14 protein-coding genes are annotated in these 17,153 nt (G+C 32.8%); 10 read left to right on the top strand and 4 right to left on the bottom strand.

From position 1 onward, the window contains the following. Positions 1 to 103: 103 nt before the first annotated feature. Complete coding sequence (locus tag SJY34_RS00185; protein WP_400077773.1) at positions 104 to 1,108, bottom strand: 3-oxoacyl-ACP synthase III family protein; 1,005 nt, start codon at positions 1,106 to 1,108, stop codon at positions 104 to 106. Positions 1,109 to 1,275: 167 nt separating this feature from the next. Between SJY34_RS00185 and SJY34_RS00180 the strand changes: the two genes are divergently transcribed. From SJY34_RS00180 to SJY34_RS00135, 10 genes are all read left to right on the top strand, one after another. Next, positions 1,276 to 3,720, top strand: a complete 2,445-nt coding sequence (locus tag SJY34_RS00180) for an alpha/beta hydrolase family protein (RefSeq protein ID WP_400077771.1) — start codon at positions 1,276 to 1,278, stop codon at positions 3,718 to 3,720. Between the two features lie 238 nt (positions 3,721 to 3,958). Further along, positions 3,959 to 5,872: a molecular chaperone HtpG gene (htpG, locus tag SJY34_RS00175; protein ID WP_400077769.1), complete on the top strand. Its 1,914-nt coding sequence runs from the start codon at positions 3,959 to 3,961 to the stop codon at positions 5,870 to 5,872. Between the two features lie 104 nt (positions 5,873 to 5,976). After that, on the top strand, positions 5,977 to 6,711 hold the full coding sequence (locus tag SJY34_RS00170) for a hypothetical protein (protein WP_400077767.1): 735 nt from the start codon (positions 5,977 to 5,979) through the stop codon (positions 6,709 to 6,711). Between the two features lie 113 nt (positions 6,712 to 6,824). Then, the gene (locus tag SJY34_RS00165) at positions 6,825 to 8,477 is read left to right on the top strand and encodes a serine hydrolase (protein ID WP_400077766.1); all 1,653 of its coding nucleotides are present in this window, start codon (positions 6,825 to 6,827) and stop codon (positions 8,475 to 8,477) included. A 157-nt stretch (positions 8,478 to 8,634) separates the two neighbouring features. After that, on the top strand, positions 8,635 to 9,219 hold the full coding sequence (locus SJY34_RS00160) for a Crp/Fnr family transcriptional regulator (RefSeq protein ID WP_400077764.1): 585 nt from the start codon (positions 8,635 to 8,637) through the stop codon (positions 9,217 to 9,219). A gap of 176 nt (positions 9,220 to 9,395) precedes the next feature. Then, positions 9,396 to 10,571, top strand: coding sequence for an NAD-dependent epimerase/dehydratase family protein (locus SJY34_RS00155; protein ID WP_400077762.1), 1,176 nt, complete (start codon positions 9,396 to 9,398; stop codon positions 10,569 to 10,571). A 3-nt stretch (positions 10,572 to 10,574) separates the two neighbouring features. After that, positions 10,575 to 11,210: an MOSC domain-containing protein gene (locus tag SJY34_RS00150; RefSeq protein WP_400077760.1), complete on the top strand. Its 636-nt coding sequence runs from the start codon at positions 10,575 to 10,577 to the stop codon at positions 11,208 to 11,210. A 161-nt stretch (positions 11,211 to 11,371) separates the two neighbouring features. After that, complete coding sequence (locus SJY34_RS00145) at positions 11,372 to 12,163, top strand: class I SAM-dependent methyltransferase (RefSeq protein ID WP_400077759.1); 792 nt, start codon at positions 11,372 to 11,374, stop codon at positions 12,161 to 12,163. A 45-nt stretch (positions 12,164 to 12,208) separates the two neighbouring features. Continuing rightward, positions 12,209 to 13,165 carry a 23S rRNA (adenine(1618)-N(6))-methyltransferase RlmF gene (gene rlmF / locus SJY34_RS00140; RefSeq protein ID WP_400077757.1) on the top strand — a complete coding sequence of 319 codons (957 nt, stop codon included), beginning with the start codon at positions 12,209 to 12,211 and terminating at the stop codon, positions 13,163 to 13,165. A gap of 275 nt (positions 13,166 to 13,440) precedes the next feature. Then, complete coding sequence (locus SJY34_RS00135; RefSeq protein WP_400077755.1) at positions 13,441 to 14,676, top strand: DEAD/DEAH box helicase; 1,236 nt, start codon at positions 13,441 to 13,443, stop codon at positions 14,674 to 14,676. Positions 14,677 to 14,856: 180 nt separating this feature from the next. On the opposite strand, the gene SJY34_RS00130 is transcribed toward SJY34_RS00135, so the two are convergent. Genes SJY34_RS00130 through SJY34_RS00120 form a run of 3 tightly spaced genes read right to left on the bottom strand, consistent with a single transcriptional unit; the run spans position 14,857 to position 17,063 of the window. Beyond that, on the bottom strand, positions 14,857 to 16,032 hold the full coding sequence (locus SJY34_RS00130; RefSeq protein WP_400077753.1) for a hypothetical protein: 1,176 nt from the start codon (positions 16,030 to 16,032) through the stop codon (positions 14,857 to 14,859). After that, positions 16,016 to 16,531, bottom strand: a complete 516-nt coding sequence (locus tag SJY34_RS00125) for a hypothetical protein (protein ID WP_400077751.1) — start codon at positions 16,529 to 16,531, stop codon at positions 16,016 to 16,018. The genes SJY34_RS00130 and SJY34_RS00125 overlap by 17 nt, the downstream gene beginning before the upstream one ends. Beyond that, positions 16,515 to 17,063, bottom strand: coding sequence for an RNA polymerase sigma factor (locus SJY34_RS00120; protein ID WP_400077749.1), 549 nt, complete (start codon positions 17,061 to 17,063; stop codon positions 16,515 to 16,517). The genes SJY34_RS00125 and SJY34_RS00120 overlap by 17 nt, the downstream gene beginning before the upstream one ends. Positions 17,064 to 17,153: the final 90 nt, after the last annotated feature.

The raw sequence follows: 17,153 nt of genomic DNA, 5'->3' as shown, positions 1-17,153 counted from the left end.
TCAAAAAAGCATTAAATTCATTGTTTAGCTAATAATAGTTGTTGGTTATACGGTTTTAATTACTTACAAATAAGTACAATTATTTATAAGCGTTTGTATATGATTACCACTTAATAATACAACTGCCCCAAGTAAAGCCACTACCAAAAGCAGCTAAAACGACATTATCACCCTCTTTTATTTTACCCTCTTCCCAAGCTTCAGTTAAGGCAATAACAACAGAAGCAGCAGTAGTGTTACCATACTTCATAATATTATTAAACACCTGATCGTCCCTTAAGCTAAACTTCTTCTGTATAAATTGGGCAATCCTTAAATTGGCTTGATGCGGAATTAGCATATCAATATCTTCGCGTTGTAAACCATTTTTGGCTAAACCTTCCACGATAACTTCACTAAAACGAACGACAGCATTTTTAAATACGAAGGTGCCATCCATATACGGAAAATAAGATAAGTCCTCTTCACCAGCTTCAATAATCTCTGGTACCCAATGCGCAATACTCGGAGAAGCTACAATGAGTTTATCCGCATATTTGCCCTCGCTATGCAAGTGTGTTGATAAAATACCTTTAGAAGTATCTTCCTCCCTACTTAGTACCGCAGCTCCTGCCCCATCACCGAAAATTACTGTAACTCCACGACCTCTTGTGCTCTTATCTAAACCATTGCTATGATATTCAGCTCCTATAACTAATATGTTTTTGTACATACCCGTTTTAATAAATTGATCAGCTACAGAAATAGCATAGATAAATCCAGAACATTGGTTACGTACATCTAAAGCACCTACCGTTGGCATATCTAACATATCTTGTATTTGCACACCACATCCAGGGAAATAATAATCCGGACTCAAGGTGGCAAATACAATAAAATCGATATCATCTTTGGTTAATCCTGCACGTTCAATAGCAATCCTGGCAGCCTTAGCTCCCATTACAGCTGAAGTATCTTCAGAACCTTCTTTAATCCAACGTCGCTCCTTTATACCAGTACGCTCTTGTATCCACTCGTCATTTGTATCCATCATTTTAGATAGATCGTCGTTTGTCACTACGTTATCCGGAACATACTTTCCTAAACCAGTTATTTTTGAATTGTACATAGTATATATTTAGTCTTGCTAATTTAAACTTTAAGGTACAATAAATTTTTATTCCATTTTATATTCGTTATGCACGCATAATAGATTGACCAATTTTAACACGGCTATCACATTTTTAGGTTTCAAATTTCATTATCTTCAAGCCACTAATCCAATTATATATTATCATGAAAAACATCATCCAACTATTTGCATTTTTATTATGCTTAAATGGCTATGCACAGCAAAGTCTCACCTATCAGCAACCCTCAGAAGAAATCCTAGAATTGGCAGACGTAGATTTGGCACCAGGTGTTCAAATCGATAGTAAAGGAGAACACATGGTTCTACTCTATCGTAACCAGTATAAATCTATCGCAGAGCTTTCAGAAACGGAATTACGATTAGCTGGTTTACGAATTAATCCGGTTACCAATATTGGTAGTAGAACGAATTATTATACCAATCTTAAAGTAAAAAAAATAACGGATAAAGACGCAACCCAAGTTTCTGGTTTACCTGAAGATGCCAGACTTTCTGGTTTCAGTTGGTCGCCAGACGAATCTATGATTGCCTGTTTAAACACCACTACTAAAGGTGTTGAAGTTTGGGTATTACATATCGCAGAAGCAAAAGCTAAAAAATTAACCTCAGCTAATGTAAATGCCAATATGCGTAGCACCATTAATTGGTTTAAGGACAACAAGCACCTTTTGGTAAAAATGTTGCCAAATGATAGAAAACCGCTAATTGATACAGAAACTGCAATTCCAACAGGTCCTACAGTATCTGTTAGTGATGGGGAAAAGGCACAAAACCGGACCTATCAAGATTTATTAAAAACACCGAATGATGAATTTAATTTTGAACAACTCGCGCGTTCAGAAATTAAAAAAGTATCTATTGATGGTAGTGTTGAAGGCTTTTTAGGAGCTGATTTGTATCGTGGTATTGATTTTTCACCTGATGGAAAATACATTATGGTCACAACAATAAAACGTCCTTTTTCTTACTTAGTTACCTATACCAGATTCCCAAGCAAAAGTACTATCTATGATGATCGGGGTAATATTGTTAGAACTGTAAATGAAGTGTCTTTGGACGAAGTAAGGCCTAAAGGGTTTATGTCCACTCGTATGGGAAAACGTAATATGAACTGGAGAGGTGATAAACCATCAACCCTTTTTTGGGCAGAAGCTCTGGATAAAGGTGATCCAGAAATAGAAACAGATTATAGAGATGCTGTTTACCAAGTGGAAGCTCCATTTAACGGGCAACCAAAGTTAATTTTAAAAACCAAACAACGTTTTGGTGGTGTACAATGGGGAGATGACAATACCGCTGTGGCTTATGATTATTGGTGGAATACCAGAAACACTAAAACCTATTTATTTAATCCATCTACAGGAAAATCTAAAGTTATATCCGACCGAAATTATCAAGATGTGTACAGTGATCCAGGAAATTTTGTAAGTGCTAAAAATGATTTGGGTCAATACACGCTAAATATGAATGGTGACAAACTCTATTTAATGGGTGACGGTTATTCTAAAGAAGGCCAATTTCCATTTATAGATGAATACAATATTAAAACAGATAAAACGAAACGTTTGTACCAATCTGAATACACAGATAAACTTGAAAGTTTAAACTATGCGATTGATATGAAAAAAGGAGAAATTCTTGTTCGTATTGAATCACAAAAAGAATATCCGAATTACTACATCAGAAATATTAAAAAGAAAAATGATTTAACAGCTATTACGGCTTTTGAAAATCCTTTTAAAAGTTTAGAAGCTGTTAACAAACGTGTTATCAATTATAAACGTGATGATGGATTAGGTTTAGATGGCACATTATACTTGCCATTAGATTATAAAGAAGGTGAAAAATACCCAATGATTTTATGGGCATATCCACGAGAATATAAAGATAAAGCAAGTGCATCTCAAAGTACAGCCAATCCAAACGAATTTGTATATCCTTATTGGGGCTCACCAATTTATTGGGTAACCAAAGGTTATGTCGTATTAGATGGTGCAGCATTTCCAATTGTTGGCGAAGGTAGTGAAGAACCTAATGATTCTTTTAGAACACAATTAGTCGCTAATGGAAAGGCTGCTATTGATGCCGTTGACAACTTAGGTTATATTGATAGAGATAAAGTTGCTGTTGGTGGACACAGCTATGGAGCATTTATGACAGCGAATTTATTATCTCATTCCAATTTATTTGCAGCAGGTATCGCAAGAAGCGGTGCTTACAATAGAACTTTGACTCCTTTTGGATTCCAAAGTGAAGAACGTAGCTATTGGGAAGCGCCAGAAATCTATTATAACATGTCTCCTTTTATGCATGCAGATAAAATGAAAACCCCTTTACTTCTAATACATGGTGTTGCTGATAATAATTCGGGTACTTATCCATTACAGAGTGAACGTTATTTTAATGCGCTTAAAGGACTTGGAGCACCTGTAAGACTCGTAATGTTACCTAAAGAAAGTCATGGCTATAGAGCTAAAGAGTCTATTATGCACATGTTATGGGAACAAGACCAATGGTTAGATAAACATGTAAAGAATAAAGGTGAAAAAGAAGAGAAAATTGAAAATGAAGAGACTATAAAGAATTAGCAATTTTTTACTTAAAAATATATTCTTAAAATAACCTATACTGTCACATTGAGCGTAGTCGAAATGCATTAATAGTTAAGTTTCTATAGCATTTCGACTACGCTCAATGTGACATTTTTATTCAAACATAATTTTTCGAAAAAACAGTTTCCTATGTCATCTTGTCACAAATGTTGTCTTGGTATTTTATTTGACTATTAGTATTTGCTAAAATTATATACACATAAAACTATAAATCATGACAAAAGGAAACATTAATGTATCGGTAGAGAATATCTTTCCGTTAATTAAGAAGTTCTTATACAGCGATCACGAAATCTTTTTACGTGAACTTATTAGTAATGCTACTGATGCAACACTAAAACTAAAACACCTTACCAGTATAGGTCAATCTAAATCTGAATATGGTAATCCACAGATTGAAGTAAAGATTGATAAAGAAGGAAAAAAACTTCATATTATCGATCAAGGTTTGGGAATGACAGCTGATGAAGTTGAAAAATACATCAACCAAATTGCATTTTCTGGAGCCGAAGAATTTTTAGAAAAGTACAAAGACTCTGAAAAAGATTCTGGTATTATCGGACACTTCGGATTAGGATTCTACTCATCATTTATGGTGGCAGATAAGGTAGAAATCATCACCAAATCACATAAAGATGAACCTGCTGCGCATTGGACATGTGATGGAAGTCCTGAGTTTACCTTAGAAGAATCTGACAAAAAAGACAGAGGAACAGAAATCATTCTTCATATATCAGAAGATGAAACTGGTTTTTTAGAAGAATCTAAGATTAGCGAACTGTTATTAAAGTATAACAAGTTTATGCCTATTCCGATTAAATTTGGAACTAAGGAGATAAATGACCCTGAGTTTACACCAAAGACAACTAAGGATAAAGACGGTAAAGAAACGACTGAACCACACAAGCAAATTACAGTAGACAATATCATTAACAATCCAAATCCGGCTTGGACAAAGCAACCAGCTGATTTAAAAGATGAGGATTATAGCAGCTTTTACAGAGAGTTGTACCCAATGCAATTTGAGGAGCCTTTATTCAACATTCATCTTAATGTAGATTATCCGTTTAACTTAACAGGAATCTTATATTTCCCCAAGATGACGAATGATTTAAACATTCAGAAAGATAAGATTCAATTGTTCCAAAATCAGGTATTCGTTACTGATAATGTAGAAGGTATTGTTCCAGAATTCTTAACCATGTTACGTGGTGTTATTGATTCACCAGACATTCCTTTAAACGTATCACGTTCTTACTTACAAGCTGATGGAGCGGTGAAGAAAATTTCATCTTACATTACACGTAAAGTAGCTGATAAATTAAAGTCATTATTCAATAACAACCGTGAAGATTTTGAAAAGAAATGGGACGATATTAAAATCGTTATTGAATATGGTATGTTATCTGAAGAGAAATTCTTCGAAAAAGCAGATGCTTTTGCATTATACCCAACAATAGATGGTAAATTCTATACTTTTGAAGAGTTAACCAATGCCATTAAAGCAAAGCAGACTGACAAAGATGACAAAATGGTTATTCTTTATGCGTCTAACAAAGATGAGCAACATAGCTACATTGAATCTGCAAAAGCAAAAGGTTATGAAGTCTTAATGCTAGACTCACCTATCGTTTCGCATTTAATTCAAAAATTAGAAACCACAAAAGAGAATATTTCTTTTGCACGCGTTGATGGAGATCATATTGACAATTTAATTAAGAAAGACGAAACGACAATTTCTAAATTAACAGATGAAGAAAAAACAAAGCTAGACGAAGTTTTAAAAGCTGTTGTACCTTCTGAGAAGTTTATGGTACAGTTAGAGGCAATGGATAGCGATGCATCACCGTTTATTATTACACAACCAGAATTTATGCGTCGTATGAAAGAGATGCAGCAAACTGGTGGCGGAGGCGGAATGTTTGGAATGGGTAATATGCCAGAAATGTATAACCTCATCGTCAACACCAATTCTGAATTAGTTGGCGAGATTCTAAACACCAAAACCAAAAAGAAGCAAGAACGTTTAATTAATCAAAGCTTAGATTTAGCACGTTTATCTCAAGGTCTTTTAAAAGGTGAAGAGTTAACGAACTTTATTAAGCGTAGTTATGATATGATTAAATAGAAGCAAGATCGCTTCACTTTTAGATAAAAGAAAATAGACAAAACCACTTAGAATCATCTAAGTGGTTTTTTTTATTAACTTTATATTATTAAACCGCTATTCTTATGAAACCACAACACAGAAAAATACTCTTAACTGTACTTATTATTGGCTTTTTGTTTTACATAGATCCAGTTTACGCAGGTCCTGGTGGCTCTATTGCTAAAGGTTTATTTAAAACTTGGTGGGGAAAACTGATATTGTTTGCGTTATTTATTGTGTTCTTTCCTTTAATTGTTTATACATATACCGTTGAATATTTTGCTGTTAACAAAACAAAAAAACAGCTCAATCAGATCGGCTTAAAAAACAAAGATTTCTCATGGTTAAATCTTGAAAAAAATGTCTACAATATTTTTACAAGAGTTTATGAAGCTTGGGATAAAGAGAACATGAAAGAGGTATCTAGTTATGTAAATCATTGGTATTGGCAAAACCAACAGCAAGTTCATTTAGACCGCTGGAAAAGAGAAAATCTAAAGAACATTTGCAAATTAGACAGGATAAAAAGTATTAAACCAGTATATACAGAAATAACTAATGAGGATAATTTTGAAGGTTCTAAAATTGCATTTGTTATTTCAGCTAATATTAAAGATTATCTAGTTAATCGCGATACTCTTAAAATAATAGAAGGCAAGGATGTTTTTGGTGATGAAGAACATATCTGGATAATGGAATATACTGAAGGTAAATGGTTACTCGATGATATAAGAGAAGGTAATTTTAGTCTAGCATTTGCAAAAATGAAAAATGTAGTGCCAGAAGTAAAACTCACACAATCATCCAAGCCAATATAGAATTACCCATTTATAAGGCTCTATATAAAAACCACTTTGCAAAAGCTTAGTGGTTTTTTTGTAACTTATTTCCCCGTGAGTCGTCTCATTAATATTAATCAATCTAAAAACACATGAAAACTAATCAACCAATTACTTTACTTCTATTGAGTTTCGTATTTTCAATAACTATTTCTGCTCAAAATCAAACACAACAATTTGATGATATTGTATCTCAATATTATAACCCAGATGAACCTGGCGCAACTGTTTTAGTTGCCAAAAACGGTAAAACCATTTATAAAAAAGCTATTGGTAAATCCAATCTAGAATTGGACACAGATATGGTTCCAGAAAATGTTTTTATGCTAGCTTCTATTACCAAACAATTTACTGCTGTTGCCATCTTAATGTTAGAGGAACAGGGAAAACTCAGTTTAGATGATCCTATTACTAAATATATACCAGATTATCCAACAAATGGTAAAACAATTACCGTTCACCATTTATTAAACCACACATCTGGAATAAAAAGTTATACAGGCATTGGTAATCTAGTGGAAGTTGCAAGAAACGATATGACATTAGACGAGTTAATCGATTATTTTAAAAATGAACCTATGGATTTTGATCCTGGTGAAGAATTTAGATATAACAATTCTGGTTATATACTTCTTGGTAAAATAATAGAAGTGCTATCTGATGATACCTACGAAAACTTTATTGAGAAAAACATATTTAAACGTTTAGGCATGAAGAGTTCTAGCTATGGTAACAACAGAGAATTAGTTAAAAATAGAGTCAATCCTTATGAGCAAAACGAAAATGGATATGTTAATGCTAACTACATTAGTATGACCTTACCGCATGCTGCAGGTTCGCTTACATCTACTATTGATGATATGCTAAAATGGCAAAAGGCTTTAACAAATAATACATTGATAAAAGCTGCCTCTTTAGACAAAGCCATTAACGGCTCAGAACTTAATAATGGTGAGCATATTACATATGGTTACGGATTGGGAGAAATGACTTTAAAAGGTTCTAAAGGTTACGCACATAGTGGTGGTATTTTTGGGACGTCGACTAATGGAATTTATCTTATTGAAGAAGACGTTTATGTTATAGGCTTAAGTAATTGTAGTTGCAATGATATAGGAGCTGTTACAAGAAACCTTGCCGCAGCTGCAATAGGAAAGCCATATCCTACAATGAAAGATGTTATAAAACTTTCTGAAGACAACTTAAAACAATGGGTTGGTGCATACGAGTTTGAAGATGGAGCTATTAGACATATTTTCTTGAAAGATGGAAAACTGAACAGTATGCGTGAGTCCGAAACTAATACAATTTTTGAAATATTCCCTTTATCCGAAAACCGCTTTATGTTTGAAGAAAGTGGCATTGAGTATGAGTTTTCTAAATCTGCAGATGGAAAACGTCAAGTTATCTTTATTACTGATACAGAAAATACAGGTAAAGAAGTTGATAAAGCCATGCCTGAAGCTAGAAAAGAGATAACATTATCTAATGACATATTAAGTCAGTATGCCGGAAAGTATGAGTTAGGGCTTAATTTTCATGTTGAAGTTACTGTAGAAGGCAATCAAATTTTTGGACAAGCTAATGGTCAAGGAAAATTTGAAATCTTTGCTGAAGACGAAACGACATTTTTTGCAAAAGTCACACCTCTTAAAGTTATATTCAACAAAAATACTTCTGGAAAAGTAGAAAGCTTTACATTATACCAAGGAGGACAAGAAACAGTTGCAAAAAAAATTGAATAAGATTTTATAATTCAAAAATATAAACCACTTTGTTAACTCAGAGTGGTTTTTTCTTATATAAAAAAACCGATAAACTGATATTAATTTACAGTAACGAATTTAACAAAGTCAACTAATAGGTTTTATATATCTTTCTGTAACCAAATTGAAATTTACAGTGCACAACGATAATTCAAAAACAACAGAAATATTTAAAGACCTCTCTTTTACTAAAAAAGAAACTGAGATTATTGAGTCTGTTTTTCGAAAAGCGACTTACAAAAAGGGAACACAACTTCTTCAAGTTAATGATTCTGCTGATATACAATATTATGTGCAAGAAGGTTGCTTAAGATTATACCACATCGATAGAAATGGAAAAGACCACACGGTTCAATTTGCAATTAAAGATTGGTGGATTTGTGATTGTACCGCATTCTTTACTGAGTCAAAAGCCATTATGAATATTGAAGTTATCAGTGATTCTATGGTATATGAAATTTCTAAAAAAGATAGAGATTTGCTATATAACCAAAGTCCTAAAACTGAATCTTTTTTTAGAAAAAAGCTTGAAAGAGCGTTTGCCTCTTTCCAAAAAAGAATGCTTGGTAATCTATCTTTACCCGCTAAAGAACGTTATCTCAACTTTGTGAAAACCTATCCTAATATTGAAAAGAGTGTAAAAAACTATCATATCGCATCTTTTCTAGGAATCACTACAGAAAGTTTAAGTAGAATTAGAAAAGAACTATCTAATTCTTAATCAATATTTCATTTATTACCATACATCAATTTTTATAAGACTTAATACTTATATGTTTGCACTGTATATACCCTAACTAATATACTAACCCAACTAATGACGGTTAATAGCTGAAAAGCGCAAGTTGAATAAACTTGCGCTTTTTTTTATACCTTTAATTTCTAAAGTATTTAAAGATGAAAAAGCCAGTGACCAGAAGATCATTTATAAAAAATAGTGCCTTGGCAAGTTTAGCTATTCCTATAATAAGTAGTAGTCTATTTAGCTGTAAATCTGAAGCTAAAAAAGAAGATACAGATTCAGAAATAACTTCAAAAAAACTAAGCATCTTAATTCTTGGAGGTACCAGCTTTTTGGGACCTCACCAAGTGGCCTATGCTTTATCTCGTGGTCACTCAGTTTCAACTTTTACTCGAGGAAAAACTAAACCATCTGTTCATGCCGAATTATTTGACCAAGTAGAACAACTTATTGGTGATAGAGAAGACAATCTAAAAGCTTTAGAAAACAGAAAATGGGATGTGGTAATAGATAATTCTGGTCGTAACGTAGAATGGACCAAAGCAACAGCAAACCTACTAAAAGATAATGTTGGTATGTATATGTACACTTCATCAACAGGAGTATATTATCCTTATTTAACAGATAACATTTCTGAAGACATAAAACTGGTTATAGAAATGCCAGAAGGCCTAACAGAAAACGAAAAATATGAGCAAGAGTATGGCGTAATGAAAGCCAATTCAGAACTCGCAGCAATTAATGCTTTTGGTAAAGCGAGAACCATTATCGTAAGACCAACTTACATGATCGGTCCTGCTGATAAAACCGACCGTTTTATATATTGGCCAATTCGTTTGGCGCAAGGTGGCGAGATTCTAGTACCTGGAAAAAAAGAAGATCCTGTACAATATGCTGACGTCAGAGATATTGCAGAATGGTTTATTAGACTTGCAGAAAACAAACAGCATGGTACTTACAATGGTGTTGGTCCAAAAACGGCACAAACCATGCAGCAATTTGTAAAAGAAGCTGCAAAAACGTTTGATGTTAAATCTACATTTATAATGGTAGATGATTATGATTTTTTAATAGAGAACAAAATTTACTATTCTGTACCTTGGATTATGGGTGACGAAAAAAACTATGGTTCAGCTAGAATTTCTAATTCAAAATCTATTGAGGCAGGATTAACCCTTAGACCTTTAACACACACCGTAAAAGACACCTATGCTTGGTGGACTTCTGAAGCATTGACTGAAGAACGTAGACAAAAATTTGAAGGTAATCCAAATACTCTGTTGTCAAAAGAAAAAATAATTCTTGAAAACTGGAAAGCAAAAACATCTTAATCTGTGAAAATCATTTCTACTAATATTGCTCAACCAACCCTATTTACATGGAATGGTAAAGAAGTTACAACTGGCATTTATAAAAAGCCAACGGATGTTCCAATTTATTTAGGTAAAGAAGACGTAATAGGTGATGAAGTATCGGACAGACGTGTACATGGAGGAGAATTTAAGGCCTGCTATTTATTCTCTGCGAATCACTATCCATATTGGAGGGGTTTATACCCAAATTTAGAGTGGACCTATGGAATGCTTGGTGAAAATTTAACGGTTGAAGATCTAGATGAAACCAAATTAATTATTGGAGATATCTATAAACTTGGTAGTGCTATAGTACAAATTACAATTCCTCGTGAACCTTGTTTCAAGTTTGCGTACAAATTCGGAACTGATGACGTTTTACAGCAATTTATTAATCACGGTTATTCCGGTACTTATGTAAGAGTTATTGAAAAAGGTAAAGTACAAGTTGGTGATAACATGGAGTTGATTGAGTCTACAAAGGAAGGTATTTCCATCTTTCAACTCTTCGATTTATTATATGCCGTAAAGAAGAACAAAGACCATATTCAATTATTAATGAATAGTAATTCTATTCCAGAAAAATTAAAGAAACGATTGAAACTTTTTATGCGTTAAAGGTTACGAAAATCCAATTTTGATCTAGTTATGCCGATTTTTTGAAATAAACAACAGTAACGGCACATAAATCTGGAAAAATTAAATCTGTAGCTTTAGTTGAAGGTAGTATGGTAAAACAAGACGATTTAGTTATTACCTTTGAGTAAGAAATTAAATAAATGTCTGTAAAGTATAATCAAATAGGAATCAACTATAATCAAACCAGAAAAGCAGATCCGTATTTAACAGAACAATTGGTAAAACATCTGAGTCCAAAAAAACAAGGTTTATACCTAGATATTGGTTGCGGAACTGGTAATTATACCAATGTATTGCAAGAAAAAGGATTTCAATTTATTGGAATAGATCCTTCTATTGAGATGCTTCAGAAAGCACAAGCTAAAAATCAAAATATTCAATGGAAAATTGGTTCTGCCGAAAAAACAGATTTACCTCAACATAGTATTGATGGTATTGTTGGTACATTAACAATTCATCATTGGACTAATTTAACAAGAGCATTTTCAGAGTTAGCCTATATCCTAAAACCTGATGGTAAGATTGTCATCTTCACTTCTACTCCAACACAAATGAAAGGGTATTGGCTAAATCATTACTTTCCTAAAATGTTGGAAGATTCCATAACCCAAATGCCATCAATAGAAGCGGTTGAAAATGCAATGAAACTTTCAAATTTAAAAATTTCGAAAACTGAAACTTATAGCATTAAACCCAATTTAAAAGATCAGTTTTTGTATTGCGGCAAACAAAATCCAAAACTATACTTTGATGACAATATAAGACACGGCATTTCATCCTTTAGCGCATTAGCTAATCTAGAAGAAGTAGAAACTGGTTTAGAAACTCTGCGAATAGATATCGACTCAGGCAAAATAGATGAGATAATAAAATCTTACGAAAATGACTTTGGTGATTACCTATATATCATTGGAGAGAAAACGAATGAATAAACCTATAAGTTTACATTACCTTTGCTGCAAGAAAAGTCATTTAACTTGCAAAAGAAAAAAGTACATCCCAAAATAAAATCAGAACTTCATCCAAGAAGTCGGCATCGAGAGCGGTACAATTTTAAAGTACTCATTAAAAGTTCTCCAGAATTAGCGCCCTTTGTTGCACCGAATAAATATGGTGATGACTCGGTAGATTTTTTTAATCCAAAAGCTGTATTAGCTTTAAATAGAGCCTTATTGATTCATCATTATGGTTTAGAATTTTGGGATATTCCTGAGTATTATTTATGTCCTCCAATTCCAGGAAGAGCAGATTATATTCATAATATCGCAGATCTATTAAAAGGAGACAATTCTGAAATTCCCAAAGAAGATCACATCAAAGGTTTAGATATCGGCGTTGGTGCCAGTTGTATTTATCCCATTATTGGCAATTATGAATATGGTTGGTCCTTTATTGGAAGTGATACCAACGAGGCAGCGATTATATCTTCTAAACAAATAGAGCAAAGGAATTCTAATTTAAAATCTAATGTTGAGATTAGACGCCAAGAACAATCCAACAACTTTTTTTACGGGATTTTAAAACCTGACGAAAAAGTTGATTTCGCTATGTGTAATCCACCATTTCATGCTTCTGCAGAAGATGCTGAAAAAGCAAGTTTAAAAAAGCTAAAAAACTTAAAAGGACGAAGACCAAGCAAAGCTATTCTTAACTTCGGAGGACAACAAGACGAATTATGGACCAAAGGAGGAGAAGCACGTTTTGTAAAGGACATGATTTATGAGAGTAGAAACTTTGCAAAACAATGCCTTTGGTTTACAAGCCTAATCTCTAAAGAGACAACTTTAAAACCGACCTATAAGATTTTACAAAAGGTGAACGCCACTGAGGTAAAAACTATTGAAATGGGACAAGGACAGAAAGTGAGCCGATTTATTGCCTGGACGTTTTTATCTGAAGAAGAACAAAAGGATTGGATTACTAAACGTTGGTAAAAACCATTCGTCACTTCGAGTGTTTCGATTTTTATCGAAATGTATCGAGAAGCATTTGAAGTAAAATTATTCTCGATACTATTTGCTCATACTTCACAAATCACTCGAATTGACGTGCTTGATAATTTAAGAAACTAGAAATAAAGTTATAATTAACTATTGTCCTACCTTTGTCACCATATTTGTCATTCCTACGAAGGCAGGAATCTACTTTTTAATTTTAGCCTCTGGATTCCTGCCTTCTTAGGAATGACAGGTATTACAAAACATATAATATGTCATTCAAAGACTTAAAACTTATAAAACCTCTTTTAAAAGCTATTGAAGCTTCTGGCTATATTGAGCCTACTTTAGTTCAGCAACGGGCAATACCTTTAATTTTAAAGCGAAAAGATGTTATTGTGTCTGCTCAAACTGGTACTGGTAAAACAGCTGCTTTTGCTTTACCAATTTTGCAACAATTGTTTGATAAACAAGATGCACCAAAACGAGGAAAGAAAATAAGAGCATTAATTGTAAGTCCAACAAGAGAATTGGCAGTACAGATTCAACAGAATTTTAAGACTTATGCACAGTTTTCTAATTTACGCTCTCTAGTGGTTTTTGGTGGTGCTTCAATAGAACCACAAATAGATGTGTTGAAAAAAGGAGTTGACATTTTAGTAGCTACTCCTGGTCGCCTACTCGATTTACACAAACAAGATTATATAAATCTAGACTATATTGAAACCTTTGTCTTAGACGAGGCCGATTTAATGCTTGCTATGGGTTTTATCGATGATGTAAAAAAGATTGATCGTCTTTGCCCAGAAAACAAACAGACACTATTATTCTCTGCAACGATTCCTTATAAAATTGAAGAATTAGCCAAAACAATTCTTAAAAATCCTGAACGTATTGATGTGACTCCTACTAAATCTGTAGCACAAGATGTGAGCCAGGTATTGTATTATGTACCTAAACGTAACAAAATTGAGTTGTGTTTACATTTAATGCGAAACACCATAAAAGGCAACGTACTCATTTTTAGACGGACCAAATTTGGCGTGAATAAGCTAGAACAAACGTTACTTAAAAACGGTTATACGGTTGATAGTATTCATGGTGATAAAAACCAGAGTGATAGGCAAACGGCGCTTAATAAATTCAAAAACGGTTATGTAAAAGTCCTTATTGCAACAGATGTTGCTGCTCGTGGTATTGATATTAACGAACTCGATAATGTTCTTAATTTTGATATGCCAAACGTTCCTGAAACCTATGTGCATCGCATTGGAAGAACAGGACGTGCTGGAAACATTGGTACAGCTTATGCCATGTGTTCTGCTGACGAAAAAAACTATGTAAAGACCATTGAACAAAGTATCAATGTGCAAATCCCTGTAGAGACCGAGCATCCTTATCCTTTAGACCCTAAAGCTAAACCTATAGTTCATAAAAAGAAAGGGAGTAAGTATAAAAAAGGCCGTAAAAGTGTGGCTTCTAAGAAAAAGAAGAGGCGTTGGTACTAATTTAGATCGTTAGACTCGTAGATTATTAGAATAAAGACAAAAAGTACTTAGATAAACTGAGTGCTTTTTTATTTTACACCCCTAAAGTCCCCTCAAGGGGACAATACAAACATTCAAATTGAACAATTGTCCCCTTGAGGGGACTTTAGGGGTGTTTATTGATTTTAATACTAACTCATATTACTCACGCAAATCAATAAAATCTTCTCCTAGCCTTACAATACCATGTATAGTAATAAATTTTATTTTATTTAAAGCAGTTTCCTTTCCTATAACCAACATTTTATGTTTTTCGTTTTTACCATTTGGAGTAGTTTCAGTTGTAACATTTTTTGCGAATTGATGAACAGTATCATAACCAAAAGTTTCTAAATAAAAATCTTTGTCTTCTGGAAAGAATAAATTTATTTCTGAGTATTCTGTATTCATTTTAAAATTCCCAAAACCTTTTGAAAAATTATGAATAAGATACTTACTTGTAAAATCTACTATTTCTACTTTTTTTCCTATTTCTCCAATTTCTACTTTAGTAAACTCAGAATTTATAGATGTGTTTTTTAATTTACCAATTTTCACCTGTCTAACATTTGCAAAGCTATAACTACCACTAGTAACATCTCCAGCATTAAAATAACCATTATCTATATCAAAAATGCTTAAAGCGTTTCCGACGGTTTTAAATTTTAATTTAGTATTTCTAACATTCATTGTTGCTCGATTATAAAAATCATCCATAAAAGCTAAATTAGAATTCTCTAAAGTAGCTCTTACATGTATGTTTTTTGGAATTTTTATAATCATTTTAGTGATAATAATCTGATCACTTTTCTTCCATTTCTTTACATGAGGTTTTATTTTTAATGTTCCGAATAATTTATTTCTCAATAATGAGTCTGACGCTTTTATCTCTTGAAAAACAGAGTTTAACGATTTTCTTTCAATTGGCTTTTGTGTAGAATCTTTAAAAAATTTCTTTTTTTCTAAACGATTTATCATTAATTCTTCAAAACGATATCTTCTATCACCTAGAGCACTTCTGGTCTTTGATGAATAAGTTATTTTATTACCTTCTTTTTTTCCTGAAACTATAAAAAGTTCTAACTGAGACTGTATTCGTTTTTTTTTAGTGTTTTTAAATTCCTTAGTATACTCAATATACACTTTATCGTCTGGTGACTGAAATATCTGGGCTTTTGTGTTATTTAGGTTTAACACCAAAGTTGTATTCTCATTTGTGGTGAAATTTTCTTTATAAATGGTGTGTTTTTCGTCCATTTCAATGTCAGACAATTTTTGACCGTAAGCTACTGCTGATGTGATGAGCATCAAAACTGTTATTTTAAATAGTGCTCTCATAATGTTCGTTGTTTTGATTTAATATTTTAATATGCTTTTGAATATCTCTTAAAATTTGAAGTCGTGTTTGTAAATTATCGACCAAGGCTTCTATAACTAAAACGTTATTTGCATCATTTTTAAATTGTACAGAAATCGCTTGGTAATCATTATCTAATTCATCAAGTTTTTTCTTGAATCTTGCCACTAAGGTTTCATCCTCAGCAATAGCAACAAAGCTTTTCCACTCCATTTCGATATTCTTGAGATACTCAGCTTCTACAGCTTCTATCTGTGTAATCATGGCCTGAGCTTCGTCTTCTTCAGGCGAACTGTAAAAGACACTAAAACCAACGGTCAATGCAATCACTGCAATTGCTGAGATACGCAACAAGAAAAATGTGTTTCGTTTTTTCTTAGGTTCTTTTTTAAGTTTTTCTAAAAACTCTTTCCTATGATTATCTGGAAGTGTTTTTAAGTCATCTTCCACCTTAAATAAATCTCTAATATCTTGCTTCATTGTACTTTTCTTTTAAAAGTTCTTGTAATCGTAATTTTCCTCGTCTTAATTGGGTTCGGGACGTCTTAACAGGTATTTCTAATATCTCAGAAATCTCTTGGTGATCATAACCCTCAATTAAGTATAATTTTATTACTATTTTATGCTTTTCGTTAAGCTGTTCTATCGCAAATAGAATCTCTTGCTTTGTAATTGTGCTATTAAAATTCCAATCGTCATCATCTATAATTTTTAATTCTGAAAACTCAATAGCTTCAAATTTTAATTGTCTTTTCTTTAAAACATCTAAACATTGATTGATAACGATTCGTTTTAACCAAGCACCAAATGTTCCTTCTGGTTGATATTTTTCAATATTCATAAATACCTTTAAAAACCCTTCTTGCATTGCATCTTTTGCATCTTCATCATTATTTAAATAGCGAGAAGCAACTGTGAACATAGCCTGACAATACTTATCATAAATTTGCATTTGCGCAACCTGATTTCCTTTTCTGCAAAGTTTTATAAGCTCGGTATCTATTTGATGCATTTGATGAGTTAGGAGTTTCTATTTATAAAAACGAAAAAAAAGTAAAAGGGTTTCAAATTTTTCAATATTAAGATTGAATTTAATTGTTTA

The sequence above is a fragment of the Winogradskyella sp. R77965 genome, from assembly GCF_044594915.1.
In the GTDB taxonomy this organism is placed as follows: Bacteria; Bacteroidota; Bacteroidia; order Flavobacteriales; family Flavobacteriaceae; genus Winogradskyella.
This window is presented reverse-complemented; position numbering and strand designations above follow the sequence as displayed.

Coding starts and splice junctions, on each gene's coding strand:
- SJY34_RS00185 (WP_400077773.1), bottom strand. CDS start 1,108: ATGTACAATTCAAAAATAACTGGTTTAGGAAAGTATGTTCCGGATAAC.
- SJY34_RS00180 (WP_400077771.1), top strand. CDS start 1,276: ATGAAAAACATCATCCAACTATTTGCATTTTTATTATGCTTAAATGGC.
- htpG (WP_400077769.1), top strand. CDS start 3,959: ATGACAAAAGGAAACATTAATGTATCGGTAGAGAATATCTTTCCGTTA.
- SJY34_RS00170 (WP_400077767.1), top strand. CDS start 5,977: ATGAAACCACAACACAGAAAAATACTCTTAACTGTACTTATTATTGGC.
- SJY34_RS00165 (WP_400077766.1), top strand. CDS start 6,825: ATGAAAACTAATCAACCAATTACTTTACTTCTATTGAGTTTCGTATTT.
- SJY34_RS00155 (WP_400077762.1), top strand. CDS start 9,396: ATGAAAAAGCCAGTGACCAGAAGATCATTTATAAAAAATAGTGCCTTG.
- SJY34_RS00145 (WP_400077759.1), top strand. CDS start 11,372: ATGTCTGTAAAGTATAATCAAATAGGAATCAACTATAATCAAACCAGA.
- SJY34_RS00135 (WP_400077755.1), top strand. CDS start 13,441: ATGTCATTCAAAGACTTAAAACTTATAAAACCTCTTTTAAAAGCTATT.
- SJY34_RS00130 (WP_400077753.1), bottom strand. CDS start 16,032: ATGAGAGCACTATTTAAAATAACAGTTTTGATGCTCATCACATCAGCA.
- SJY34_RS00125 (WP_400077751.1), bottom strand. CDS start 16,531: ATGAAGCAAGATATTAGAGATTTATTTAAGGTGGAAGATGACTTAAAA.
- SJY34_RS00120 (WP_400077749.1), bottom strand. CDS start 17,063: ATGCATCAAATAGATACCGAGCTTATAAAACTTTGCAGAAAAGGAAAT.